This window comes from Lactiplantibacillus nangangensis, from assembly GCF_005405065.1.
Lineage (GTDB): Bacteria > Bacillota > Bacilli > Lactobacillales > Lactobacillaceae > Lactiplantibacillus > Lactiplantibacillus nangangensis.
In genome coordinates this window covers 213594-235563 of record NZ_BJDI01000002.1, presented here as the reverse complement: position 1 = coordinate 235563, position 21970 = coordinate 213594, and the positions used below count along the sequence as shown (strand labels likewise).

25 protein-coding genes and 1 pseudogene are annotated in these 21970 nt (G+C 44.1%); 11 read left to right on the top strand and 15 right to left on the bottom strand.

Going from position 1 to position 21970, the window contains the following annotated elements:
• Nucleotides 1–276: 276 nt before the first annotated feature.
• The 4 genes from mvk (at nucleotide 277) to fni (ending at nucleotide 4456) form a co-directional block, all read left to right on the top strand.
• On the top strand, nucleotides 277–1215 hold the full coding sequence (gene mvk / locus FFM70_RS02785; RefSeq protein ID WP_137615319.1) for a mevalonate kinase: 939 nt from the start codon (nucleotides 277–279) through the stop codon (nucleotides 1213–1215).
• A gap of 12 nt (nucleotides 1216–1227) precedes the next feature.
• Nucleotides 1228–2214: a diphosphomevalonate decarboxylase gene (gene mvaD, locus FFM70_RS02780; protein ID WP_137615318.1), complete on the top strand. Its 987-nt coding sequence runs from the start codon at nucleotides 1228–1230 to the stop codon at nucleotides 2212–2214.
• Nucleotides 2215–2267: 53 nt separating this feature from the next.
• On the top strand, nucleotides 2268–3353 hold the full coding sequence (locus FFM70_RS02775) for a phosphomevalonate kinase (RefSeq protein ID WP_137615413.1): 1086 nt from the start codon (nucleotides 2268–2270) through the stop codon (nucleotides 3351–3353).
• Between the two features lie 65 nt (nucleotides 3354–3418).
• Nucleotides 3419–4456: a type 2 isopentenyl-diphosphate Delta-isomerase gene (gene fni / locus FFM70_RS02770; protein WP_137615317.1), complete on the top strand. Its 1038-nt coding sequence runs from the start codon at nucleotides 3419–3421 to the stop codon at nucleotides 4454–4456.
• Nucleotides 4457–4545: 89 nt separating this feature from the next.
• On the opposite strand, the gene FFM70_RS02765 is transcribed toward fni, so the two are convergent.
• Together FFM70_RS02765 and FFM70_RS13830 are read right to left on the bottom strand one after the other, a co-directional pair.
• Nucleotides 4546–5049 (bottom strand): LURP-one-related/scramblase family protein, encoded by a 504-nt coding sequence (locus tag FFM70_RS02765; protein ID WP_137615316.1) that lies wholly within the window; start codon nucleotides 5047–5049, stop codon nucleotides 4546–4548.
• A gap of 81 nt (nucleotides 5050–5130) precedes the next feature.
• Nucleotides 5131–5304 carry a hypothetical protein gene (locus tag FFM70_RS13830; protein WP_171002280.1) on the bottom strand — a complete coding sequence of 58 codons (174 nt, stop codon included), beginning with the start codon at nucleotides 5302–5304 and terminating at the stop codon, nucleotides 5131–5133.
• A gap of 212 nt (nucleotides 5305–5516) precedes the next feature.
• Between FFM70_RS13830 and FFM70_RS13825 the strand changes: the two genes are divergently transcribed.
• Nucleotides 5517–5693: a hypothetical protein gene (locus FFM70_RS13825; RefSeq protein WP_171002279.1), complete on the top strand. Its 177-nt coding sequence runs from the start codon at nucleotides 5517–5519 to the stop codon at nucleotides 5691–5693.
• Between the two features lie 130 nt (nucleotides 5694–5823).
• Here the strand turns inward: FFM70_RS13825 and FFM70_RS02760 are convergent, their stop codons facing one another.
• Entirely contained in the window at nucleotides 5824–7191 is a 1368-nt protein-coding gene (locus FFM70_RS02760) for an RsmB/NOP family class I SAM-dependent RNA methyltransferase (RefSeq protein WP_137615315.1), read from the bottom strand.
• 146 nt (nucleotides 7192–7337) lie between these two features.
• On the opposite strand from FFM70_RS02760, the gene FFM70_RS02755 reads away from it, so the two are divergent.
• On the top strand, nucleotides 7338–8147 hold the full coding sequence (locus FFM70_RS02755) for a Cof-type HAD-IIB family hydrolase (protein WP_137615314.1): 810 nt from the start codon (nucleotides 7338–7340) through the stop codon (nucleotides 8145–8147).
• Nucleotides 8148–8253: 106 nt separating this feature from the next.
• Here FFM70_RS02755 and FFM70_RS02750 read toward each other — a convergent pair whose 3' ends face one another.
• The 7 genes from FFM70_RS02750 to FFM70_RS02720 all read right to left on the bottom strand — a co-directional run bounded on the left by FFM70_RS02750 (nucleotide 8254) and on the right by FFM70_RS02720 (nucleotide 13745).
• A complete protein-coding gene (locus FFM70_RS02750) occupies nucleotides 8254–8574 on the bottom strand; it encodes a hypothetical protein (RefSeq protein WP_137615313.1) in 321 nt (106 codons plus the stop codon).
• 90 nt (nucleotides 8575–8664) lie between these two features.
• Nucleotides 8665–9447 (bottom strand): potassium channel family protein, encoded by a 783-nt coding sequence (locus FFM70_RS02745; protein WP_137615312.1) that lies wholly within the window; start codon nucleotides 9445–9447, stop codon nucleotides 8665–8667.
• Nucleotides 9448–9573: 126 nt separating this feature from the next.
• A complete protein-coding gene (locus FFM70_RS02740) occupies nucleotides 9574–10239 on the bottom strand; it encodes a type 1 glutamine amidotransferase (RefSeq protein WP_137615311.1) in 666 nt (221 codons plus the stop codon).
• A gap of 54 nt (nucleotides 10240–10293) precedes the next feature.
• Nucleotides 10294–11079 (bottom strand): glutamate racemase, encoded by a 786-nt coding sequence (murI, locus tag FFM70_RS02735; RefSeq protein ID WP_137615310.1) that lies wholly within the window; start codon nucleotides 11077–11079, stop codon nucleotides 10294–10296.
• Between the two features lie 113 nt (nucleotides 11080–11192).
• Nucleotides 11193–12521, bottom strand: coding sequence for a diaminopimelate decarboxylase (gene lysA, locus FFM70_RS02730; protein WP_137615309.1), 1329 nt, complete (start codon nucleotides 12519–12521; stop codon nucleotides 11193–11195).
• Nucleotides 12522–12603: 82 nt separating this feature from the next.
• Entirely contained in the window at nucleotides 12604–12798 is a 195-nt protein-coding gene (locus FFM70_RS02725; RefSeq protein WP_057707072.1) for a 2-hydroxymuconate tautomerase, read from the bottom strand.
• Nucleotides 12799–12851: 53 nt separating this feature from the next.
• Nucleotides 12852–13745 carry a YitT family protein gene (locus FFM70_RS02720; protein ID WP_137615308.1) on the bottom strand — a complete coding sequence of 298 codons (894 nt, stop codon included), beginning with the start codon at nucleotides 13743–13745 and terminating at the stop codon, nucleotides 12852–12854.
• A 124-nt stretch (nucleotides 13746–13869) separates the two neighbouring features.
• Between FFM70_RS02720 and FFM70_RS02715 the strand changes: the two genes are divergently transcribed.
• On the top strand, nucleotides 13870–15309 hold the full coding sequence (locus FFM70_RS02715; RefSeq protein ID WP_137615307.1) for a C69 family dipeptidase: 1440 nt from the start codon (nucleotides 13870–13872) through the stop codon (nucleotides 15307–15309).
• Between the two features lie 46 nt (nucleotides 15310–15355).
• Here the strand turns inward: FFM70_RS02715 and FFM70_RS02710 are convergent, their stop codons facing one another.
• Both FFM70_RS02710 and FFM70_RS02705 read right to left on the bottom strand, forming a co-directional pair.
• Nucleotides 15356–15862, bottom strand: coding sequence for an acyl-CoA thioesterase (locus FFM70_RS02710; RefSeq protein ID WP_137615306.1), 507 nt, complete (start codon nucleotides 15860–15862; stop codon nucleotides 15356–15358).
• Nucleotides 15863–15969: 107 nt separating this feature from the next.
• Nucleotides 15970–16773 (bottom strand): metallophosphoesterase, encoded by an 804-nt coding sequence (locus FFM70_RS02705; protein WP_137615305.1) that lies wholly within the window; start codon nucleotides 16771–16773, stop codon nucleotides 15970–15972.
• Nucleotides 16774–16962: 189 nt separating this feature from the next.
• Between FFM70_RS02705 and FFM70_RS02700 the strand changes: the two genes are divergently transcribed.
• Together FFM70_RS02700 and FFM70_RS02695 are read left to right on the top strand one after the other, a co-directional pair.
• Entirely contained in the window at nucleotides 16963–17361 is a 399-nt protein-coding gene (locus FFM70_RS02700; protein ID WP_137615304.1) for a GNAT family N-acetyltransferase, read from the top strand.
• 153 nt (nucleotides 17362–17514) lie between these two features.
• Entirely contained in the window at nucleotides 17515–18150 is a 636-nt protein-coding gene (locus FFM70_RS02695; protein ID WP_137615303.1) for an RpiB/LacA/LacB family sugar-phosphate isomerase, read from the top strand.
• A gap of 79 nt (nucleotides 18151–18229) precedes the next feature.
• On the opposite strand, the gene FFM70_RS02690 is transcribed toward FFM70_RS02695, so the two are convergent.
• From FFM70_RS02690 to FFM70_RS02680, 3 genes and pseudogenes are all read right to left on the bottom strand, one after another.
• Nucleotides 18230–18613: a type II toxin-antitoxin system HicB family antitoxin gene (locus FFM70_RS02690; protein WP_137615302.1), complete on the bottom strand. Its 384-nt coding sequence runs from the start codon at nucleotides 18611–18613 to the stop codon at nucleotides 18230–18232.
• A gap of 66 nt (nucleotides 18614–18679) precedes the next feature.
• The gene (locus tag FFM70_RS02685) at nucleotides 18680–18874 is read right to left on the bottom strand and encodes a type II toxin-antitoxin system HicA family toxin (protein WP_137615301.1); all 195 of its coding nucleotides are present in this window, start codon (nucleotides 18872–18874) and stop codon (nucleotides 18680–18682) included.
• Nucleotides 18875–19035: 161 nt separating this feature from the next.
• Nucleotides 19036–19233, bottom strand: a pseudogene (locus FFM70_RS02680) (response regulator transcription factor); the annotation flags it as partial.
• A 181-nt stretch (nucleotides 19234–19414) separates the two neighbouring features.
• Between FFM70_RS02680 and FFM70_RS02675 the strand changes: the two are divergent.
• Nucleotides 19415–20086, top strand: a complete 672-nt coding sequence (locus FFM70_RS02675) for a TetR/AcrR family transcriptional regulator (protein WP_137615300.1) — start codon at nucleotides 19415–19417, stop codon at nucleotides 20084–20086.
• Between the two features lie 100 nt (nucleotides 20087–20186).
• The gene (locus FFM70_RS02670) at nucleotides 20187–21884 is read left to right on the top strand and encodes a YhgE/Pip domain-containing protein (RefSeq protein WP_171002278.1); all 1698 of its coding nucleotides are present in this window, start codon (nucleotides 20187–20189) and stop codon (nucleotides 21882–21884) included.
• Nucleotides 21885–21970: the final 86 nt, after the last annotated feature.

The window sequence follows — 21970 nt, the reverse complement described above, 5'->3', positions numbered from 1 at the left end:
TCATGAAATCGCTAATCAACCACAGACTAACGTCATTTCATGAAATCATCACGAATCTTTTATTATTTTCTAATTTTAGCACAGCAGACACCCCTTGCCTACTGACTTTCACTTAAAAAAGCCACTCGATAACCGGCTTGATTTCCAAATTAATTTGTGGCCTTTTGCTTAAGGTTTCACCAATTAGTCGCCGTCATACGTCCAAGCATGGTCAAAACCAGCATAATACGGTATTATTATCCTATTATTAATCCATTTAGAAAGGCAGCGACACGATTGAAAAATCTAGCTACCGGCACTAGTCATGCCAAAATTATTCTAATTGGCGAGCATGGCGTGGTTTATGGACAACCCGCAATTGCACTCCCAATTTCAACGATTCAAATGCAGGCCGTGATCCATCAACAAACGACCGCCCAAACCGTTAAGAGCCGTTACTTTAATGGTGATTTTAATACCATGAGCGCTAACTTAGGTGGGATTCAAGCCCTCATTAAGACGTTATTAGCCCGCTTTAACGCTCCAGATCAAGGCTTTGATATTCACATTACGAGTGATATTCCTTCAGAACGTGGGATGGGTTCTTCCGCTGCGGCCGCAGTGGCCGTCACGCGGGCTTTTTATGACTTTTTTGAGCAACCTTTGACACACGAAGTCTTGTTGAAGACGGCGAACATCGCAGAAAGTTATACTCACGGTCAACCTAGTGGCTTAGATGTTGCCACAGCTAGTGCCAAAGCACCGGTCTGGTTCATCAAAGGCCGTGAAAATTATACGATTCCAGTCAAATCACCTGGTTACCTCGTCATTGCGGATACCGGCATTAAGAGTCAGACCAAGGTCGCTGTGGCCACGGTCCGTAACCTCTTGATGGTCGAAGGCGAAACGATTCAGACTCGCATTGACGACTTGGGTCGGCTCACACGACAAACGCGCTCAGCTTTGGCCAATGGTGATTTGACCAATCTAGCGACCGCTTTAAATCACGCTCAGGACGATTTACGTTCCTTGGGTGTCAGTCACCCCGCCTTAGAACAACTCTTGGCAGTCGCCCGCCAAAATGGGGCCATTGCAGCGAAGCTGACAGGGAGTGGTCAAGGCGGTTGCATGATTGCCGTCGCGCCGGAAGAATCTATCGCCAACACCTTATCACAAAAGTTATCGGCCGCGGGCGCTACTGCCACTTGGGTCGAGCCACTATTACCAACTGATTAATTTGGAGGAGCCATGTCAAAAACCGTTACTGTAAAAGCGCACACGAACATTGCGCTCGTGAAATACTGGGGCAAAAAAGACCCCAAATTGATGTTGCCACAAAATGGCAGTATCTCCCTGACGCTGGACCACTTTTACACCGAAACAAGCGTCACCTTTGACCCCCATGCCACTGCGGATCAAGTCAGCTTCAATCAAAAGGTCATCGCCCCTCAAAAAGCCCAACGAATCATTAAATTCTTGGACTTGATTCGAGAACGCAGTGGTGAAACTGCCCGCGCCATCGTCAAAACCAGTAATCATGTCCCCACCTCAGCGGGACTCGCTTCATCGGCTTCCGGTTTCGCCGCTTTAGCAGCTGCAGGTAGTCGTGCAGCTGGCCTCGAGTTAAGCTTGACCGACCTAAGTCGCCTCGCGCGCCGGGGTTCCGGTTCCGCCACCCGTTCCATTTTTGGTGGCTTTGTGGAATGGCACGCCGGTAGTGATGACGCCAGCTCTTACGCTGAACCAATCCAGGACCCCGTTGACTGGGACATCCAGATGATTGCCGTCGTCTTACAAGCAAGCAAAAAACCCATTAGTTCAACTGCTGGGATGCAACGCGTCGTCACAACCTCGCCATATTATCCAGCTTGGGTCGAAACCGCCAATGCAGATCTCGTCGCCATGCGTCAGGCAATTGCTGCGCATGACTTAGCGGCTGTTGGCGAGCTGGCAGAAACGAATGCCATGCGGATGCACGCCCTGAATTTGAGTGCAAAACCAGCATTCAACTACTTCACTGCGGACACTTTGACCGCAATTAAAGCCGTCCAAGACTTGCGCGCCAACGGGATAAACTGTTATTATACTTTGGATGCAGGTCCAAACGTAAAAATCATTTGCGCCAGTTCTGATACGGGCACGATCAAGACGGCCCTACAACGCTATTTTGCTGCCTCACAATTGATCGTGGCACAACCAGGACCTGGAATCTCAATAACTGAAACTTTACACTAACAAGATTAGAGTGATGGCGAGTAAACGACTCGACCATGAAAGGACATGATGGCATGATTACGGTGAAAGCACCTGGAAAACTTTACATTGCGGGGGAATACGCAGTTGTAGAGTATGGATTTCCAGCCATTATCGTGGCGTTGGACCAATTTGTAACGGCGACGATTTCACCAAGCGATACCTTCGGGAGTATCGTTTCTAAACAGTATCAAGAAAATTCAATCTTCTGGCGTCGTCAAGGAGACGAAATGGTGTTCGACAATCGGGACAACCCCTTTCACTACATCCTTTCTGCCATCAGCTTAACTGAAAATTATGCGCACGAAACTGGCCGTGAACTTGGCGTCTATCACCTCGGTATCAATAGTGAATTAGATAGCGCCGACGGGAAAAAGTACGGTCTGGGCTCTTCGGCAGCCGTAACCGTTGCGACGGTCAAAGCCCTCTGTAAGTTCTATCACTTACCAATGGACAAAAATAAACTATTCAAATTAGCTGCTATCGCCCACCTATCCGTACAAGGCAATGGCTCACTTGGTGATATTGCCGCCAGCGTCTATGGCGGCTGGATTGCTTATCATTCATTCGACCGGGAATGGCTGCACGTCCAACGTCAAAAATCCACTTTGACCGAATTACTTGCGATGGATTGGCCAAACTTGAAAATTGACTTATTGACACCACCTAGCGACTTACGATTGATGATTGGTTGGACGGGCTCTCCCGCTTCAACGTCACATTTAGTCGATAAGGTCGCGCTCGTTAAGGCCAAGCAACGTGGTGAATATCAAACATTCTTGAGCGAAAGCAAAGCCTGTTTGAAACGCATGATTGCCGGCTTCCATGCGGGTGATCTCGCTACGATTCAAACTGAGTTACGCCAAAATCGGGCCTTACTGCAAGGCCTCGGTCGCTTCAGCCATGTCACGATTGAAACACCGACTTTGAAAAAGATGATTGCAATTGCTGAAGCTGCTGGTGCTGCTGCCAAAACCTCTGGTGCTGGTGGCGGTGATTGTGGGATCGTCCTTATTGATCGTGCAATCAACCCGCAACCCCTATTAGCCAGTTGGGCCAGTGAAGGTATTGAACGTTTAAAGCTCAATGTACATACTGTCGCTGATGATCTCATCTCATAAGAAAACGCGTGCGACAGCAACTGTTGTCGCACGCGTTTTATCAAAAATAACATGGAGGTGGCTCAATGTCACAGAGTAAACAATCCCATCGTAAGGACGAGCACGTTTCATTGGCAGAAAAATACTTTCACGCTGATCAACCAAGTGATTTCGACCAAGTTCGGATTCGACACGACGCCTTACCGGAAACGACGGTGGCTGAAATCAGCACCGCCACGACCATTGGCCCATGGCATTGGTCATCACCATTGTATATTGAAGGCATGACCGGTGGCTCAGTCCAGACTGGCAAGCTAAATGCCCGGCTCGGTAAAATCGCAGCCGCCTGCAAATTGCCCATGGCAACTGGTTCGCAAAGCGTGGCCATTAAAGATCCAACACTTGCACCAACTTTTAGTACCGTACGAGAAAATGACCCTCATGGCCTGATCTTCGGTAATTTAGGGGCCGGTCATTCGCTGACCGCCGCCCACACCGCGATCAAGATGCTACACGCAGATGCATTGGAACTCCACTTAAATGCGGTACAAGAAATTATCATGCCTGAAGGTGATCGTGATTTTAAGTGGTTAGCGACTATTGCTGAACTTGTGACACAACTAGCTTGTCCCGTCATTGTCAAAGAAGTTGGTTTCGGCATTTCCAAACCAACGATGCAACAACTTTATACCGCTGGCGTACGCTTTATCGATCTCGGCGGCCATGGCGGGACCAACTTCGCCGACATTGAAGACCGGCGTCGACCACTACAAGAAATGAGTTATCTCAGCACGTTTGGCTTATCAACCGTCGAATCCCTGCTGGCAGTTCAAAACCATCCGAGCGACTTAACAATCTTTGCTGCCGGCGGGATTCGCCACCCACTTGATGTGTTAAAAGCCTTAATGCTAGGGGCGGATGCAGTTGGCGTTGCTGGGGTCATCTTACATGCCTTGCTCCACCACAGTGATGAAGAAGTGATTGCCATGCTGAATAGTTGGCAATACCAACTTCGCTTATTGATGGCTTTAGTTGGTGCTACAAAGATTGCTGATCTACACCAAATGACTGATAAGTTGATACTCTCCTCAAAACTTGTCACATACAAACAAACTTTATCCTAATCAAAAAGCGTAACAGAAATCAATTTTCTGCCACGCTTATTTTTTGGCCTAATTTTGAAACTAAAGTCTTCCCAGATTACTTCCCGGTATCATGACTGACTTGCCGAAACACTAGCTGCTGCCGCCGCTTGTCGTTTAGCGTAATCAATCGCTAACACCAGTCCGACTACCAGTAAGTCATCTTCCTCAGCGACGACCGTCAACTCATATTTATCTCCGATACTAAACCAACGTTTGGCAACTTGACCAATCAATCGATTGCCCCGCCGTAGTTCAAAATTCATATTCCAAAAGTCACCAATGACCGTGATTCCTACTGCGGAGAGTTCATAACGTGGCTTAAAAAGTGTCCATTTCTTTTGAATCGTGGCAACAGACCGACCATCAATTGTCAAATCAAACCGTGGCAACCAGCTGATGGGGGCTTTTGTCACGGTCGCCGCTACCGACCCATTTAAGTTTAAAATATCAAAGTGCTTGGCGAACTTAAAAAGACTCCCGACGACACGATAGACCGGTTTTCCCTGTTCATCTGAAACCACAAATTTTCCCCGCATTGACCAAATATTTTGTGCCAAGTATAGTTTTCGCATTTGACCCTCCCAATTAGTCTGCCGATTTAATACTGATTGTAAACTAAAAGTAGCTATCCGACCAGGTAGCTACTTCTAGGCTTATTTATCTTGTTCATTGTGGTGGCGACGTTGCTGCTGATTCAGCCAAACCACAACCACAATCAAAACGATTGTATATAAATTTGTTAAGACGGCACCCCATTGCCAAATTAGTAAAATAACTTCAATTAGTCCGGCAATGCCGAGCGCAATCCGTCCATTTTTGTTCAACATTCACCAATTCTCGCTTTCCCATAATTATGCCTAACTGTTAATAGGATACCAGTGATTCACCAACTGATGACGATTTAACCTAACTTATAACAAAATTTTAGGAAATTTTAGTCAGTCGCGACTATTCGGGAAACATCTTAACAAATGTGACTGCTGGGCATCTCACAATAAATTAATTTATATTAGGCTTAACTTAACTGGAGGTGCTCAACATGCTAATTTGTCAAAACTGTGGTCGCGTGCTGAAAAAATGGGATGAGGCATACTTCTTACTGGAAATTCCACCTCATCATACCCTCACTGAGATCAACACTTTCTTAAAACACAACGCCGTCCCTTACTGCGTTGATTGTATTGAAGTTCTGCGCGCTAAAACTGCCAGTCAATAATCGCATCAATTTGAGCTATCGGTCAAAGCCCGTTAAAATTTTTCTATTTCACTTAACATGGCATCAGCGATAATTCCAAACTCAGGAATAGTTGCCGATGCCATGTTAGTACATATCATCTAATTGCTAGTTACAAAATCGTATTTTCATCAGTCGCCAAAAACCGTAAGCCCTTGGGAAAGAAGTTTTTAACCGTCCGACCAACAACCTTGCCAAAGCCAACGGGTAGCCCATCACAAGTCAAAACTGTGAAGCCAGTTTCAGCGCTAGCTTCAAGTTGGAACGTTTCACCATGCACGTACTTTTCCCACTGTGCATGGTCAATGGCTAATTTTGGCAAGTCCAAATCGGTGCTAGCTAAAGCCAACGCATAACTCGGTTCAAACCGATTTTTCTTGAAAGTTCCAAGTTGTATACCTGCCCGAAAAATCTTTAACCGCCGCGTTACAGGCATCATTGCAGGCACACCATACAATTGATCACCATGTGCTTGCAAAACAAGCCCCGGCAACGCTGCCAACTTAGTTTGTTGTAAATAGCCTTCCCAGAGTTTACGTTGTTCTGGTTTGAGATCCGACCGAACTAATTTCGGCTCCTTGGGTTCAGCTGCACCATGATAAACTAGCTTCGCAATAAAGTGGCCTTCGCCACGCATCAAATGTGGAAATAAGCGTGCAGCCTTATTCAACTCTGGATTACCGTCTGCCCATTCTGGCTTGGCATCGACCATCCCAGCAGTTTTTTCAATGGGTTCAAGTTCAAACTCAGGATACGTTTGTAGTAGCCAAGCAATCATTTGCTCGTCTTCTTCTGGGGCAAACGTACAAGTTGAATAGATCAAATGACCACCTGGGCGCAACATTTTAACCGTTTCAGTCAGAATCTCACGCTGTCTGGTCGCACATTCTGCCGGATAGTCCGGTGTCCAATACTGCATCGCTGCTGGATCTTTACGAAACATCCCTTCGCCAGAACATGGCGCATCTACTAAAATACGGTCAAAGAACCCTGGTAAGGCTTTGGCTAAATGAGCCGGTGTCTCATTAGTAATGACAGTATTACGAGCACCATAACGTTCCACATTGTCACCCAATGCCGTGACACGCTTTGGATTAATCTCATTTGTAACCAACAAACCAGTTTGCTTTAAGTAACTCAACAAATGGGTCGTTTTACCGCCCGGTGCGGCGCACAAATCAAGCACCCGTTCATTGAGCGCCGGCTTGGCAACTTCGCCGACCGTCATCGCACTAGGTTCTTGGCTATAAACAGCCCCGGCTAAATGTTCCAAAGAATTTCCATTAACTTTCCCATAATACCCAATCGGACTATACGGAATGGCAGCCGTCATTTTTTGCCGCATGGCCGGCGTGGTTGGCTTCATCGGATTAACCCGGAACCCCTTTTCAACTGAGCCGTCAAACGCTGCAAAAAAAGCCGGCGCGGCTGTTCCTAATAATTTTTCATATTTAGTAATAAATTCTGCTGGTAGCTTCACCCAAAAATCCTCCTCAAACGATAGTCTTCCTCAAATAGATTACCACATTTTCAGTCCTCAACAAGCAACGGAATTCGCATTCTTTCAGAAAATATGCTAAATTTAACTCACTTAGCACAATTCTGAAAACTGAGGTGACCTTTTCAATGACGCGTAAATTAATTGCTTTAGATTTAGATGGTACCACGCTCAACGCGGATTCTAAGTTAAATCAACCAACAATCCAAACCATGCAACGATTGCAAGCTGCTGGCCACGTTGTCAGCATCATCACTGGCCGGTCTTATCAAGGCTCACAAGCCATCTATGATGGGTTGCAACTCACTAGCCCGATGATTAACTTTAACGGTTCGCTGGGTCATTTACCCCATCAAGAATGGGCCTCTGAATACCAGTTTACGCTCAATAAAGCCATCGTCTTGGCATTGGTTAAATATCGTGAGCAACTGGGCATCAATGAAATTATTGCTGAAAATAAAAATAGTACCATGACAGCCGGTCAAGATCTGATTGCTGGCAAATTCTTCCCAGAAATTGCCAACAGTCCGCGCTTGACACCGGAAACGTTAACCCGCAATCCGAACTCACTAGTTTTACTCGTTCAATTAGACAAACGGTCCGCCATCATTGACTGGATCAATGACCGCTTTGGTGATTTAGTTGATGTTGGGGTTTGGGGTGGTCCTAACGCCATTCTGGAAATCACCTCAAAAGGCGTCCACAAGGCCAAGGGTGTCGCGTACTTAGCTGATTATTTTAAAATTTCACGTGAAAATATCATTGCTTTTGGCGATGAACATAATGATTTAGAAATGTTGCAATACGCTGGTTTAGGGGTCGCAATGCATAACGGCACGACTGCGATTAAGGCCGCTGCTGATGACGTGACGCCTTATGATAATGACCAAAATGGCGTCGCCCGCTACTTGAATGATTACTTTGAAATTGCTGAATGAGCAAAAAACGATGCCAAAATTAAACTAACCGTCCAGAAATGTTGATTGTTTCTGGACGGTTAGTTTTTTATTATGACAGTTGAGCATACAATCCTTTTCAACCATTTTAGCGTTGACGATGTTTGGCGAGATACCAGCAATAACTGCCGACTACACCACCTGCCGCTAAGAACCCTAAACTCAGCTGATTGATTTTATTGGCATTAGCATCATGATTAGTTGCTATAGCCAACATGGCGCCAGTTCTGCTATCAAAGAGTTCGGTCTTGGATGACCGATTATTCTGAAACGCACTTGCTTGTGCCTGCCAGCCGAGTCCACCAATCAATAAGGCAAAGCTGAGTGACATCACCACTAGCCAATGCCAACGACGCCCATTTTCACGTAACCCGCTTAACCAAACTAAAATCTCTTGATGACTTTTCATGATCATGGCCTCTCATCTGCTTAATTTACAAGCCTAACTTAACGCTAGGACTTTGCAAATAACAGCCAAAGATTTCATTCAGTCACTTGACTAACCGGATTTCTTTTTACTACCACGTTTAGATGTTTCTAGCCGTTTTACTTCAGTCTGCAGATGATCAACTTTTTGGGTCAACTGATCGATTTTCGCCAATAACAATTTGATATCTGACGCTTTTTCATCGTCTTTTTCCACTAAGTTTTGGCTCGTTTCATTGGTGATGAAGTCCGTGATCGTACTCGTTAACAACCCAATAAACCCGATACCACCGATCATTAAGACCGCTGCGATGATCTTGCCAACTGGTGTATGCGGCGTTTCGTCACCATAACCAACCGTAGTCGCGGTTGTGATCGCCCACCATAATGAATCCGATAGGCTTTGATGTTCAAATACCGAGAACAACAGCGCACTCAACACGATAATCGCAATACTGATTGAAAACAGATAAATAAATCCCGTACTATAAAGGAAACGATGAAAATCATGGCTCCATTTACCGTCCAGACCCAGGCGCCAAAACAGATGATGATATTGAATCATCCGTGCCAATCGCCCTAACCGAAACAGAGCAAAGACTGGGTGCATCGGAATGATTCCCATCAAGTCAAATGCTGAATGAATTAAGAAAGCCTTGCGATCCTTCGCCGTTGCGAGCCGGACAAAATAATCAACTGCAAAAACCGCCAATAAACCATTGGCGATGCCCATTTCAAGATGCCAGTCTCCCAAATGGAACGTCATCATTAACACATTTGCAACCGACCAAACTGTTAGAAGCGTCACGATTAAATGATAGCCCACAATTAATGATTTTTGGCGTTGATTCCCCATACGATCAATCTCCTAGATATAAGCTAATTTATAATATAGTCTTATCCAGCCCAATTAACTAGTCGTAACAATTGCAATTTAGTAATTTATTAAGGTTACAAATCAGCACTTTTCGGACTGACATCATTAAGCAGTAATATAGTCTAAGATTTTAAACATCACTGCCTGATTTTCAGCTGGCACTAGTGTCGCTAAAATATCGGCCGGTGATTGCTGTAAGACCGACCCAGCTGTATAGGCACCATCATTGACAACCATCTCACGCACATTGTCCGCTTCCGGTTCAAAATGAAACTGTAACCCCACGACCCGATGATTCATCACAAACCCTTGATTAGCGACACGGTCACTTGAAAATAACCAAGTCGCCTCTGCGGGAATCGCGAACATTTCTTCATGCCAATGCAATGCCATCAATTTAGCGGGAATGCCAGGAATTACCGTACTCTGTCGATAAACCGGTGCCCAACCAACTTCCTTGGCCGGTGCCTTGCTCACAGGATAGCCTAAAGTTTTTGTGATTTGTTGTGCGCCAAAACATGCGCCGAAAATTGGTTTGTCCGTATTTAACAATTGCTGAATAAGCACGCGTTCTTGTTTGATCCAATCTAGGTCATCATTTGGACTCATTGGACCGCCCAGAATGATCAAGAGGTCCGTTTCTGCCGCTGTCGGTAACTGGCCAAATTGATACGGATGATAGATAAACAGCTGATGACCATGTTGTTGTGACCAAGTCTGAATCGCCCCGGGACCTTCATTTGGAGTATGCTGTAGGACATTAATTCGCATGCAATCAACCTCACTTTCATATTGCGGTAATTAGTCTCAAATCTTTGCTAAAAATTAGTCCAATTCAATGCCATGTTCAAATAAATGCTGATATAGCTTGATTTCAGCACATGTCTCATTACTACTATAAAAAGAAACCGTTTGTTGATGCGCATCCGTTCTGAGTAATTGTTGCCGTTGTAAGGTTTGTTTCAAATTAGCCGCAATGCCAGAATAGCCTGTGTAAAAAGCAGTACCAGCGGCAAATCTTTCACGAATCAGTCCCTCAATAAATGGATAGTGTGTGCAACCTAAGACGACCGCATCAATTGGTCGATCACTTAGTGGTGTGAGCAACTTGGTCAGCAAACGCCGAATCGCGGGTAACTGAGCCTCGCCACCTTCAATCAGGTCGGCTAATCCCGGACAAGGTAACGATTGAATCATCGCTTGGTCACTAAACCGATTGCGTTGGGCCAAGTATTTCGGTCGACTCAAGGTCAGTGGCGTCGCCATCACCAAAATGTGTTGCTTGCCAGCGTCAACCGCTTCCTTGAGTGCCGGTTCGATGCCTAGAATTGGTAAATCTGGGTAAGCCGTAATCAGCGCTGGCTTAGCTGCAGAAGTGGCAGTATTACAAGCAATGACGATAGCTTTCACGGCATGCGCACGCAATTGTTCAACCACTTGCTTCGATAAGTCCGTCACAGTGGCCGCAGACTTCTCACCATAAGGCGCATTTTTAGAATCGCCATAAAAAATAAAATCTTCTTGTGGTAACGTTTTTGCTAGTGTTTGTAACGTACTAATGCCACCGACACCGGAGTCAAAGACCCCAATAGGCGCTGTTAATTTTGTCATCAATATCCCTCTCTCAATCAAAATAGCCTTCATTTATTGATATAATTCTATTTTATCTCAAAAGAACCTAAATCAATAAAAAAGACGAGAAATTTTCATTCTCGTCCATAAACTTAATTATTCACTTCAGTTTTAGTCACCAATGGCACATCCAAACGGGTCAAATCCGTATAAGTTTCACGTTGGACAACGAGTTGACTATGGCCGTCCTCACAAAAAACGACTGCGGGCCGCGGATTACGGTTATAATTGCTAGCCATTGAATAACCATATGCGCCAGTATCTAAGACCGCTAGCACGTCACCAGGTTGAGTTGCTGGTAATTTTTGATCCCAGATCAACATGTCACCGGACTCACAATACTTCCCCGCAATGGAGACCACTTCTTTACTTGGTAACGTCGGGTCTTTAGCCAACACGGCTTCGTATTTGGCTTCATATAAAGCGGGCCGGATATTATCACCCATGCCACCATCAACTGCTAAATACTTCCGAATGCCTGGAATATCTTTAGACGCACCGAGCGTGTACAAGGTCATCCCAGCCGTCGCAACCAACGAACGCCCTGGTTCAATCCAGATTTCCAGCATTGGGACTGCTTTAGCTTGCGTCTGAACCATTGTTTCTTTAATAATTGCATCGACAAATTCCGTTGGCAATAAGGGTTGGTCTTCGGACGTATATTTCACCCCAAAACCACCACCGACATTCATGACTTGTGGGTAGAAGCCCAAATCATTCCGCCAACGAGCAAAGACCGTTACTAGTTTATCCACGATCATCTTGAAGCCATCCAGTTCAAAAATTTGCGACCCAATGTGACAATGAATCCCAATTAAATCTAAGAATGGCGCTGCTTGGGCTTGTTTGACGGCCTCGTCAGCCTGCCCACTGTTCAAATCAAAGCCAAACTTGGAATCCTCTTGACCAGTAGAAATATACTCATGGGTATGTGCTGAAATTCCCGGTGCCACACGTAACATGATCGTCGTGACTTGTTCCCGTTGAGCAGCTAGGTCACGCAATAAGCCTAATTCATAAAAATTATCGACAATAATACAGCCGACCCCGTAATCCAAAGCCATGGTCAATTCTTCAAGTGACTTGTTGTTACCGTGAAATGAGACATGTGCCATAGGGAAACCAGCTTGTTTCGCCGTATAAAGTTCACCACCAGAAACGACGTCACAATGAATCCCCGCTTGGGCAATCAATTGATACATCGCAACCGTCGCGAAAGCTTTGCTGGCATAGCTGATTTGATAGTTGACTTGATTGGCTTCAAAGACTTGCTTGAAAGCCTGAATTTCAGCACGGATTTCTCCAGTATCGTAGACGTATAAAGGCGTTTGATACTGCTTAGCCAACTCTAAAGTGTCCACTCCGCCGACCATTAAATGCTTAGCTGCGTTTAAATCAGCGTTTGTAATTTGTTCGTTCACGATCTAACCTCTCTTTTTTTAACAACGATGCAGCTTTCAAAAAAAACCGGCCCTAACTGCTTGGCCGGTTCAGACAAAGTGACTATTTAGCCTCTTCGTCGCTCTTTAACACACCGCCAACACTGTAACGGTTCTTTTGCATTTCACTTAAGATCACGTGAATATGTTCAGCTGGTGCGCCAGTATTTTTGCTGACCGCATCCGTCACATCTTTGACGAGATTTTTAAGTTGTTCTTGTGAACGACCCGCGATTAAATCAATGTGTACGATTGGCATCGTTGTCACACTCCTCTATTAGTCTTGATAGAATCTAATCATATCTTAATTTTTTAATTTTGTAAACTCTTTCGTTGCTCCGCTTGTTGGCGTTCATTCATAAACAAACCCGAGGTATCAACCGTATTTAAAATATTGATAAACGCATGCTGATCTGTTTGTTGAACCGCCGCTTGTAACGCATATAATTCGTAGCGACTGAGAACGACCATTAACGTCGCGTTCGGTTTGCCAGAATAACCGCCGTGCGAATCTGTAATCGTCACACCACGTAAAATGGCCGTCTGAATCGCTTTCGACACCGCATCTGCTTGAGTCGTAACGATCATCGCCGTCAGTTTTTGATGTCGCGTATGAATCAGATCAACAAGCCGCGTTGAGGCATAAATGGAAATAATCGTAAATAAGGCATTTTCCCAACTGAATAACAGCCCAGAGATGATAATAATCGCGAAGTTAGTCAAAAACATCAGGCTTCCAACCGTCCGACCAGTAGCACGTTCTAGCACCAAGACGATGATATCAAAGCCACCGGTCGAGAAACCGTAACGCATTGTGATTCCAATCCCAACGCCAGTTAACACCCCGCCAAATAACGCCCCTAATAAGGGGTTGTGGGCCACGTTCACCACCGGCATGATTACAGCCGCCGCTGAAGTTAAAAAGGCGGTGGCAAAACTCATAATCGTGAACCGATGTCCTAATTTGAACCAACCGAGCAACGCAATTGGGGTATTGAATAACAGAATATAATACCCAGTATTAATATGTAGCCCCAGTGGCTTACCGGCGGAATAGAGAATCTGGGCGATCCCATTGACCCCACCACTAAAAGTATTGGCCGGGATCAAAAACTCATTTAACGCAAACGCTGAAATCACCGCGGAAGCAAGCATGATCACTAATTGCCAGAGGAACGCTAACCGTGGATTCGTAATATGTGACATCTTCAAACCTTCTTTACAATTTTCTCGCTGCACTTATTATAGCGAAAAAGCCCCATTTATACAGTTAAATGATAGAATAAGTTTAGTGAAATTTTAAGGTGTATTTACAGAAAGAAGGTTCTTTATGCTGACACATCAGTTTAATCCCTACTCAGCTTGTACCAGTATTTTAATTGGTAAAAATGCCACTGCCGATGGTTCAACGATGATTGGCCGAAATGAGGATTCTAAGGCCGCTTGGGCCAAAAAGTTTGTTGTGCATCCCCACGCCGAATTTGACGCACCACAAACGTTCCAATCACATGATCAAGACCATCCGTTTACGATGACGCTGCCCAAGATCCGTGCGAAATATACCGCGACTCCTGAATGGACGCCAAAATTCGGATTATTTGAAGAAGACGGTATCAATGAACACGGGGTCGCCATGAGTGCGACCGAAAGTGCTTATTGCAATGCCCGCGTTTTAGCCGCTGATCCCTATGTGCAGGATGGTATCGGTGAAGAAGCTATGGTGACGGTCACCTTACCTTACATTACCTCCGCGCGTGAAGGCGTCGAACGTTTGGGTAAAATTATCGAAACCCATGGGACTTACGAAACCAACGGCATTCTCTTTAGTGATACCGACGAAGTTTGGTACATGGAGACTGGTGCTGGGCATTATTGGGTCGCTCAACGAATTCCAGACGACGCTTATGCCGTGGTGGCCAATCAACTCGCAATTCAAGAAGTCGACTATGCTGATCACGAAAACTTTTTGTACGCTAAGGGTATTCGGGATTTTGTTGTTAACAATCAATTAGCTTCAATGGCCAACGGGTTGAACTTCCGTGACGTTTTTGGCACAGCTGATCTATCCGACCAACACTACAACACACCGCGTGTTTGGTATGGTCAAAAATACTTCACGCCAGAAATCGAACAAGATCCAGAATCATTTGATTTGCCATTCATCCAACGGGCCAACCGCCTCATCCATATTGATGAAGCCCAACATTACTTGGCCTCACATTATGAAGGGACCCCATTTGATCCGGTCGGTGGCGGTACTGACGCTGAAAAACACACTTACCGACCAATTAGTTTAGCCAAAACACAGGAGTCCCACGTCTTACAACTGCGGCCAGATAAGCCAGCTGGCGTACGCGGCATTCACTGGTTAGCGATGGGTGTGGCTGCCGAAAGTGTCTACGTACCATTTTATGCCAACGTTGACACGACTCCCGCCGCTTACCAACTGGCGACTGAAAAATACGACGACCAGTCGGCTTATTGGATTTATAAATTAGCGGGCGTACTCGTTGATGCCCATTATCACGACTTGCATGCCCTGCTGAATGAGGTGCAAAAAGAAACGACTATTAAACTTGGTCACCATTTAATCATGACTGATCAAGCCATCGCCAACACCCCCGCCGCTGAATTATCGGCTAAGTTGACCCAAGCCAATGAACAAGCGGCAAAGATTGCACTCACAGCCATGCAAAACTTGTCTGCTGAGCTGATTACGAAGAGTACCGATTTTTCACCATTAAATTACGAGACAGATTTAAACTTATAAATGAACTAAAGCCACTAACCGAATTTTCTCGGTTAGTGGCTTTTAATTAGTTCGTCCATGGAAAATCTAAACTAATGTGCTGATTAAAATGTTCCTGGCGTTGTAACTTCGCCATCCGTTCAGCTTGGCGTGTAGCGTACCCTTCACAAACGAAGCAGTATTCTGCACTATCCGGGACAATTTTGGGCAATTGAATCTCACGTTCCATCACGACAAATGATGAAAAACAGGTTAAACCTAAGAAACGTTCACCCGTTTTCAAATGTTCCCCAATAATCTTCGTAAAGACCTCGATTGACCGATGACCGACACCTGACACATATGATTCAGTACACATTGAATCCTGCAACCGAAATGGCAAGATAAAATTAACTTGATCCACCGAAGCAGTGACCGTTTCGATGTGCGCCACGCGAGACGCGGGAATTGAAGAGTTATCATCGATTGCAGCTAAAATCTTCCCGCCAAATACCGTGTCATGTTCATTTAAATCAGAGGAAAAGACACGGTGATTACTGACGGATAATGTTTGTGAAACTTTAATGGTTTCCATAAGGCACCTCGACACTTGTCATTAATAACTTAATTATACTAAAGAATTAAGCAATTGCGTGTCTAAGAATTTAATTTTCACGTCCAACTAGGGCTAATTAACTCATTTTAAGCTTGTAAATAGGGCTGGTTGCCATCTAATAGTTGTCCGTTCACAACCCAATTTTTAGCAATAACCGCCCCATCCTCTGAGAGGGTTAACGCAAAAATACCACCATTTTGAGCACCTGAACGGCTCCCAGCATCAATGAGGTAACGTGGGACATCTTGTTCATCTGCTTGCATTTTAATGAAGCCATAACCATCATCATGAATGGTTTGGACTGGCGTGTGGCCGGTAATCATGACTTTCTTCGTTAAATTGCGATGCCACTTTCGATTTTGATCAAAATAATAGTCATCACGAATCCATAACAAGTCATCACGCACTTGCTGATCAAACGGATAAGCCCAATCAATTCCTGCATGCATCGCCAACATTGTGTTATTCTCCCAAGTCAACGATAACTGAGCGAGAAATTTAGTGTAACGAGATAGCGGGTCATGCTTCAAGGCGTCCGCAACAACCGTCAAATTGCTCGAATGAATCCCTAATTGACGCCAAGTCCGAGCACCACCATTCAGTCGCCAAGTCTGGTAGCTCAAGTCATTTCCATAGGCCGTTTGCAACCAAAAATCATCATGATTTCCTAATAAGGCAATATCACCATACTCGTTGACACGGGTCATGATTATGTCAAGCACCGCTAATGGTTCAAGCGCATCCGGGTGGCTGCTGCCATTTCGTGATGCGCGACCATCAATATAGTCACCTAAAAAGACTAATCGACTATTTTGAATCGCTTTGGCCTGTAATAAAGCTTTTAAATCATCCGCCGCTGAATGGGTATCCCCGATAAACGTGTATTGCATCTAGTGCCCCCTCCTGTTCACACTTTTTAATCCGTTGTCATCATTTTAAAATGCCTCATCCGATAGATCATAGATTACACCATAAGTTGGCTCTCTATTTAAAAACAAATTCACCAAAGGCCGCTACTGTGCCATGAAACCGGTGAACGTGGTCCATGAGATAAAAAGTAATTTGTAAGGAGATTTTAAATGATTACTTACACCAATCAAAAACAATTAACCGCAGCGCAGTTGGCTTCAATTTTTACCAGTTCTGGCATCCATCGGCCAACGACTGATTCGCCCCGTCTGCAACAAATGCTAGACCAGGCAGATTGTCTCTGGACTGCCTGGGACGACCAACGCTTGGTGGGCGTCGCAAGGACGTTAACGGATTTCAGCTATGCCTGTTACCTATCTGACTTGGCTGTCGCTCAAGACTATCAGCATCAAGGAATTGGTCGCGAATTGGTCCAGCAGCTTAAAACAGAAATTGGCCCAGATGTTGCTTTAGTTTTGTTAGCGGCCCCCGCAGCTATGACATATTACCCCAAGCTAGAATTTGAACACATTGATAATGCTTTCTTACAGCGACGACGGCCATTTTAAAACAACAAGCTCAATCAGAATAGTTATCATTTTCTGATCGAGCTTGTTTTACATAATTTTCATCAACTAATTTCCAAACGTCACCTTAAATTATGCAGACACTCGAAGTCTCAAAAGCGTTACAATTACTTTGACAAAAAGGGAGCGTTATCAATGAAAATTGCAGTGATTCAGGCAACCACACAGCTCAATAAAAACGACCTCTTGTTCCAAGCTACCCAACAAGCTGCTGGAGCTGAGAATGAGGTGATTAACTTTGGTGTTTTTGAACACGATTCGAAGTTATCCTACGTCCAAGTCTCATTATTAGTTGGCCTATTGCTCAATACTAAAGCAGTCGACTATGTCATTACTGGTTGTAGTTCTGGCAATGGGATGGCGATTGCCTGCAATAGTTTGCCCAATGTCATTTGTGGTTATTTGCCCACACCTAGTGATGCCTACTTATTTGGCCGCATTAATCACGGCAACTGTGCCTCACTACCGCTAGGCCTAAATTTCGGGTGGGCCGGTGAATTAAACCTCCAATTCACGTTGAAAAAGCTCTTTGATGGTCCAATGAATACCGGTTATCCGCAGGCAGCTTCTAAACGTAAAGAACATGACGCGTTGATGTTGCAAAATATTAAGCGGTTGACTCAGACTAATCTAATCGGTGCAATTAACCAAATTGACTCTGATTTTATGGCGCCAATTTATCGAAAACATGATGTCTTCGACTATATCTTCAAAAATGGTTCTGAACAGAATCTTGTGAACAGCATAAAACTCATTGTTCCCGATTACTAACGGGCTTCAATAGGCATGAGTTAAAGAATATCAAAAAAAGCCCAGTATCAGCTGAGCTTGGTTGCAAATCCGTAGCATTTTAAACACCAAATTTAGTCTTTAATGCGTCCGTTAATACCTTCGAAACATTTAATTTCTGCTTTTTTGCCATATCATTTAGATACTCTGGGATCGTGACATTTTTTCGAATAGTACGTGAAAATTCTTGGCGAAAAGCACTTAAATCGGTCGTGATATAAACCAACTTTTCATCACTGCCTAGGGATGACGGATCAATCTCTGTAGCTTGGGGATATTCCGTTTGATCTTCCAATAAGTTTCCAATCAAGTCTTCACTCATCTGTACAGCATCAACGGTATCATTTCCCTGAGTAAACCCACCCTTTAAGTCTGGAATACGCACAAAAATGTAATCACCATCTTGACTAAAAATAGCCGGATAAATAACAATATCTTTTTTCATAGCTTGCCTCCTTGAACTTAAATATACGATCATCAGGAAAAAACATTTTCGATGCTAAAGAAATAATTAATTCTTTAAATTTGCTTCTCGTAAAATCGCATTTTCTAAGCCCTTACCTAATTCCTTCGCATGAATGGGAACCATAACAGTCACATTAGTGCTCGGGTTAAACATTTTAAGGTGTGAGGATCCGTTTTGTGATTTTTCGATAAAGCCATTCTCTTTGAGCAATTTTACAATTTGCCGGGGCTTCATCGGCATCTAGATCACCTCTATAGTCGTCTTGTTTTAAAGATACACATTCAGTGTGTATAAATCAAGTGTAATGTTCTAGTTATTAGTGTTTGCCTTCATTGACTCGTTTGACGTTTTAAAAGGTTAGTGTCCAAATCCAGAGTCCGTCTTCACAACACTACCCACCACTAGCTCAGCCATTTATTACGCTTAGCCACACTAATGGCCTCAAGTCGATTATGGACGCCAAGTTTGCTAAATATTGCCGACAAATAATTACGCACCGTGCCGGCAGATAAATAGAGTTCACTCGCAATCGCTTTTGTCGGCAGGCCTTGATCAGCCACTTTTAACACGGCCAGTTCACGTTCCGTTAGTGGAAAGCTTTAAAAGTACCAGCAAATCAAGTGACCACCTCACTTAATTTACTGGCACTTTTAATAATATTAGAAAATATAGTCCTTCATACGCAACATCATTTGTTAGGAAACCTGTCAAAACAAGAATGAATGATTCATTCTAAAACTGAACGATGCTATACTCGCCTCATTCCATGGAGGTGATTGAATGGATTTACACGAAAAGTTAATACGCGTTATCACAAGCGCTAAGATTTTATTTATTGTGCCCGGCTATGCTGAAACTAAGATGACCGACATCGCCACACACGCCAATCTAGCTGTTGGAACGCTATACAGTTTGTTTCGCAGTAAAGACGATCTACTGCAATTTGTGTTTGCCACCACCCTAGACTCGACAGTCATCGATCATGTTCAAGCCTTACCCGTGGCACCACTTTCCGCTGATGAGCTAGTCACACACACCGCTGAAATTTACCAACAGGCTAATGACAAGTTACACACGCTGATGACAGATTATCCAACCGATGCACGATTTTCGGCCATGTTAGACTATCTGTTTACTAATTTTCATGAATACGGTGCCTACTTTTTAATTCTCGAACGTAACCCGCAAATGAGTCCAGCCCTATTACAATTATATAAACGCTATCGACAACAACTATACACGGACATTGCCCAATTGTTAGCTGCTTTAGTCACTTCCGGTGAAGTCCGTTATCTCAGCCACCCAGAAAATGACGCATTGCTGATTATTGATCAAGTTTTCTGGTGGTCCGCTCACAAACAATACGACTCCTTTGACCATCAGACTAATCATTATGATCAGCAAGAAATGAAAAAGTGCGTCGTCCAGCAACTAACGACCAGTTATACCTGAAACGGCTAGTTAAACCTTTGAAAATACGGTCAACGTGCCGTTTTTCTTTAAGTCGGCTGATGAATGAATCGTTCATTATAAAAGTATGGGGGCATCAATGATGTTTTTAGATGAATGGAAATACATTTTTCGTACCAAAGGACTGTTACGAATTATTCTCGGAATTTTACTGATTCCAACCTTTTACGCAGTCATCTTTCTCGCCTCGTTATGGAATCCTTATAGTAATGTGAAACAGCTACCCGTCGGTATCATTAACGACGACGTAACAGTTGTCAAGCACCAGACTAGCTATTCACTCGGTCAAAAACTAACGACTCGCCTAACTCAAACTAATACTGCCGATTTCAAAGCGCTCAGTCAGACCCGCGCTAATCACGACCTAAAAAATGGGAAACTTTATATGGTCATTACAATTCCAAAAAGTTTTTCCAAACAAGCGACCGAATTAGGGCAACATCATTTTAAAAATATTGACTTAAATTATCACACCAATGCAGGCTTCAGTTTTATTGCGATGAAAATGTCGACAACAATTGCTGAAAGTGTCCAAAAATCCGTCAACCAGCAGCTCACCACCGCTTACTTGCAAGTCATGAACAAGACACTCGCAACTACCGGACAGAAATTAATCACTGCCAACCAAGCCCTAACGCAAACCAATACCGGCTTAGCCCAAACGGTTACAGGTGAAACACAACTTGCAACCGCAGATCAAACGCTAAGTAACCGTGAAACAGAGCTTCAAAATGGCCTCACACAATTATCCAGTGGAACGGCAAAATTAACTATGGGGCTCGAACAAATCCCACAAAACAATCAGCAACTTGCACAAATACTAACAACGTTAACTCAAAAGTCTGCAAACACGGACACCACACAATCCGATTTGACACAAAAAGCTGAAAGACTACTGACTGCCAACACAGTAATTGCCAAACAAGCAATCACTGGTAACAATCAAGATATGACGGCCATTCAGTCTCTTAATCAAGACATGTCAAAGTTAAGTATTGGGGCTGCAAGTCTGACTGGAGATACGACTAAATTAGCTCAAAGTACCGGATTGATCCACCAAGCCAATGTTAAAATCGCCACCGGGCTTAAAACTGGTGGCCATCAACTAATCGCCACTAGTCAAAACACGTCTCACCAGATAAATAGTATCGTCACACCAGTCAAGCTTACTCACACGGACACCACGCACGTTAAAAATAATGGGACCGGGATGACACCATACCTGATGTCCGTGGCCTTATTTGTCGGTTGTATTACCTTTAATATTATTTATGACATGTTTACACCCCATCGCCGCCCCAAAAATGCTTTTGATTGGTGGGGTGAAAAGATTCCTTTCTTCTTCACGTTTACGTTAGCGGCCGCGACTATCATGTTCTTAATGTTACTGTTCATTAACCAGCTCATACCGTTACAACCCATTAAAACGTGGCTATTCACTATCCTCACTATGTGGGCTTTTGGAAGCATCGTAACATTCTTCAATTTGATTATGGGAAAAACCGGTGCTTGGCTCATGCTTATCTTTATGATCATCCAATTAGGCGGTTCAGCCGGGACTTATCCCATTCAATTGTCCAATCACTTTTTCCAAGTCATTCACCCTTACTTGCCAATGAGTATTTCAATCAATGCTTTTAGAAGTACCCTTTCGATTGGCAACAGTATCCTATCCGAGACAATTATTTTCGGTACCGTGATTCTCATTTTTAACCTGCTAATGTTGATCACTTTTTCGTTAAATATGAAAAAGGTAGCATCTTTCTCGTATGAGAACTAAAAGCTTATCATCGTATTTCGAGCCTAATTCAAAAAAACTGGTGTTGATGGTTTTCACATTAACACCAGTTTTTTTATGACAGTATG

What these genes read in the sequence shown, in the direction of transcription:
- FFM70_RS02740 (WP_137615311.1), bottom strand. Translation starts at nt 10,239, where the DNA reads ATGCGAATTAATGTCCTACAGCATACTCCAAATGAAGGTCCCGGGGCG.
- fni (WP_137615317.1), top strand. Translation starts at nt 3,419, where the DNA reads ATGTCACAGAGTAAACAATCCCATCGTAAGGACGAGCACGTTTCATTG.
- FFM70_RS02725 (WP_057707072.1), bottom strand. Translation starts at nt 12,798, where the DNA reads ATGCCAATCGTACACATTGATTTAATCGCGGGTCGTTCACAAGAACAA.
- FFM70_RS02775 (WP_137615413.1), top strand. Translation starts at nt 2,268, where the DNA reads ATGATTACGGTGAAAGCACCTGGAAAACTTTACATTGCGGGGGAATAC.
- FFM70_RS02700 (WP_137615304.1), top strand. Translation starts at nt 16,963, where the DNA reads ATGATTACTTACACCAATCAAAAACAATTAACCGCAGCGCAGTTGGCT.
- FFM70_RS13825 (WP_171002279.1), top strand. Translation starts at nt 5,517, where the DNA reads ATGCTAATTTGTCAAAACTGTGGTCGCGTGCTGAAAAAATGGGATGAG.
- FFM70_RS02710 (WP_137615306.1), bottom strand. Translation starts at nt 15,862, where the DNA reads ATGGAAACCATTAAAGTTTCACAAACATTATCCGTCAGTAATCACCGT.
- FFM70_RS13830 (WP_171002280.1), bottom strand. Translation starts at nt 5,304, where the DNA reads ATGTTGAACAAAAATGGACGGATTGCGCTCGGCATTGCCGGACTAATT.
- FFM70_RS02705 (WP_137615305.1), bottom strand. Translation starts at nt 16,773, where the DNA reads ATGCAATACACGTTTATCGGGGATACCCATTCAGCGGCGGATGATTTA.
- FFM70_RS02765 (WP_137615316.1), bottom strand. Translation starts at nt 5,049, where the DNA reads ATGCGAAAACTATACTTGGCACAAAATATTTGGTCAATGCGGGGAAAA.
- FFM70_RS02670 (WP_171002278.1), top strand. Translation starts at nt 20,187, where the DNA reads ATGTTTTTAGATGAATGGAAATACATTTTTCGTACCAAAGGACTGTTA.
- mvaD (WP_137615318.1), top strand. Translation starts at nt 1,228, where the DNA reads ATGTCAAAAACCGTTACTGTAAAAGCGCACACGAACATTGCGCTCGTG.
- FFM70_RS02690 (WP_137615302.1), bottom strand. Translation starts at nt 18,613, where the DNA reads ATGAAAAAAGATATTGTTATTTATCCGGCTATTTTTAGTCAAGATGGT.
- FFM70_RS02695 (WP_137615303.1), top strand. Translation starts at nt 17,515, where the DNA reads ATGAAAATTGCAGTGATTCAGGCAACCACACAGCTCAATAAAAACGAC.
- FFM70_RS02720 (WP_137615308.1), bottom strand. Translation starts at nt 13,745, where the DNA reads ATGTCACATATTACGAATCCACGGTTAGCGTTCCTCTGGCAATTAGTG.
- FFM70_RS02750 (WP_137615313.1), bottom strand. Translation starts at nt 8,574, where the DNA reads ATGAAAAGTCATCAAGAGATTTTAGTTTGGTTAAGCGGGTTACGTGAA.
- FFM70_RS02685 (WP_137615301.1), bottom strand. Translation starts at nt 18,874, where the DNA reads ATGCCGATGAAGCCCCGGCAAATTGTAAAATTGCTCAAAGAGAATGGC.
- FFM70_RS02715 (WP_137615307.1), top strand. Translation starts at nt 13,870, where the DNA reads ATGCTGACACATCAGTTTAATCCCTACTCAGCTTGTACCAGTATTTTA.
- murI (WP_137615310.1), bottom strand. Translation starts at nt 11,079, where the DNA reads ATGACAAAATTAACAGCGCCTATTGGGGTCTTTGACTCCGGTGTCGGT.
- FFM70_RS02675 (WP_137615300.1), top strand. Translation starts at nt 19,415, where the DNA reads ATGGATTTACACGAAAAGTTAATACGCGTTATCACAAGCGCTAAGATT.
- FFM70_RS02755 (WP_137615314.1), top strand. Translation starts at nt 7,338, where the DNA reads ATGACGCGTAAATTAATTGCTTTAGATTTAGATGGTACCACGCTCAAC.
- FFM70_RS02745 (WP_137615312.1), bottom strand. Translation starts at nt 9,447, where the DNA reads ATGGGGAATCAACGCCAAAAATCATTAATTGTGGGCTATCATTTAATC.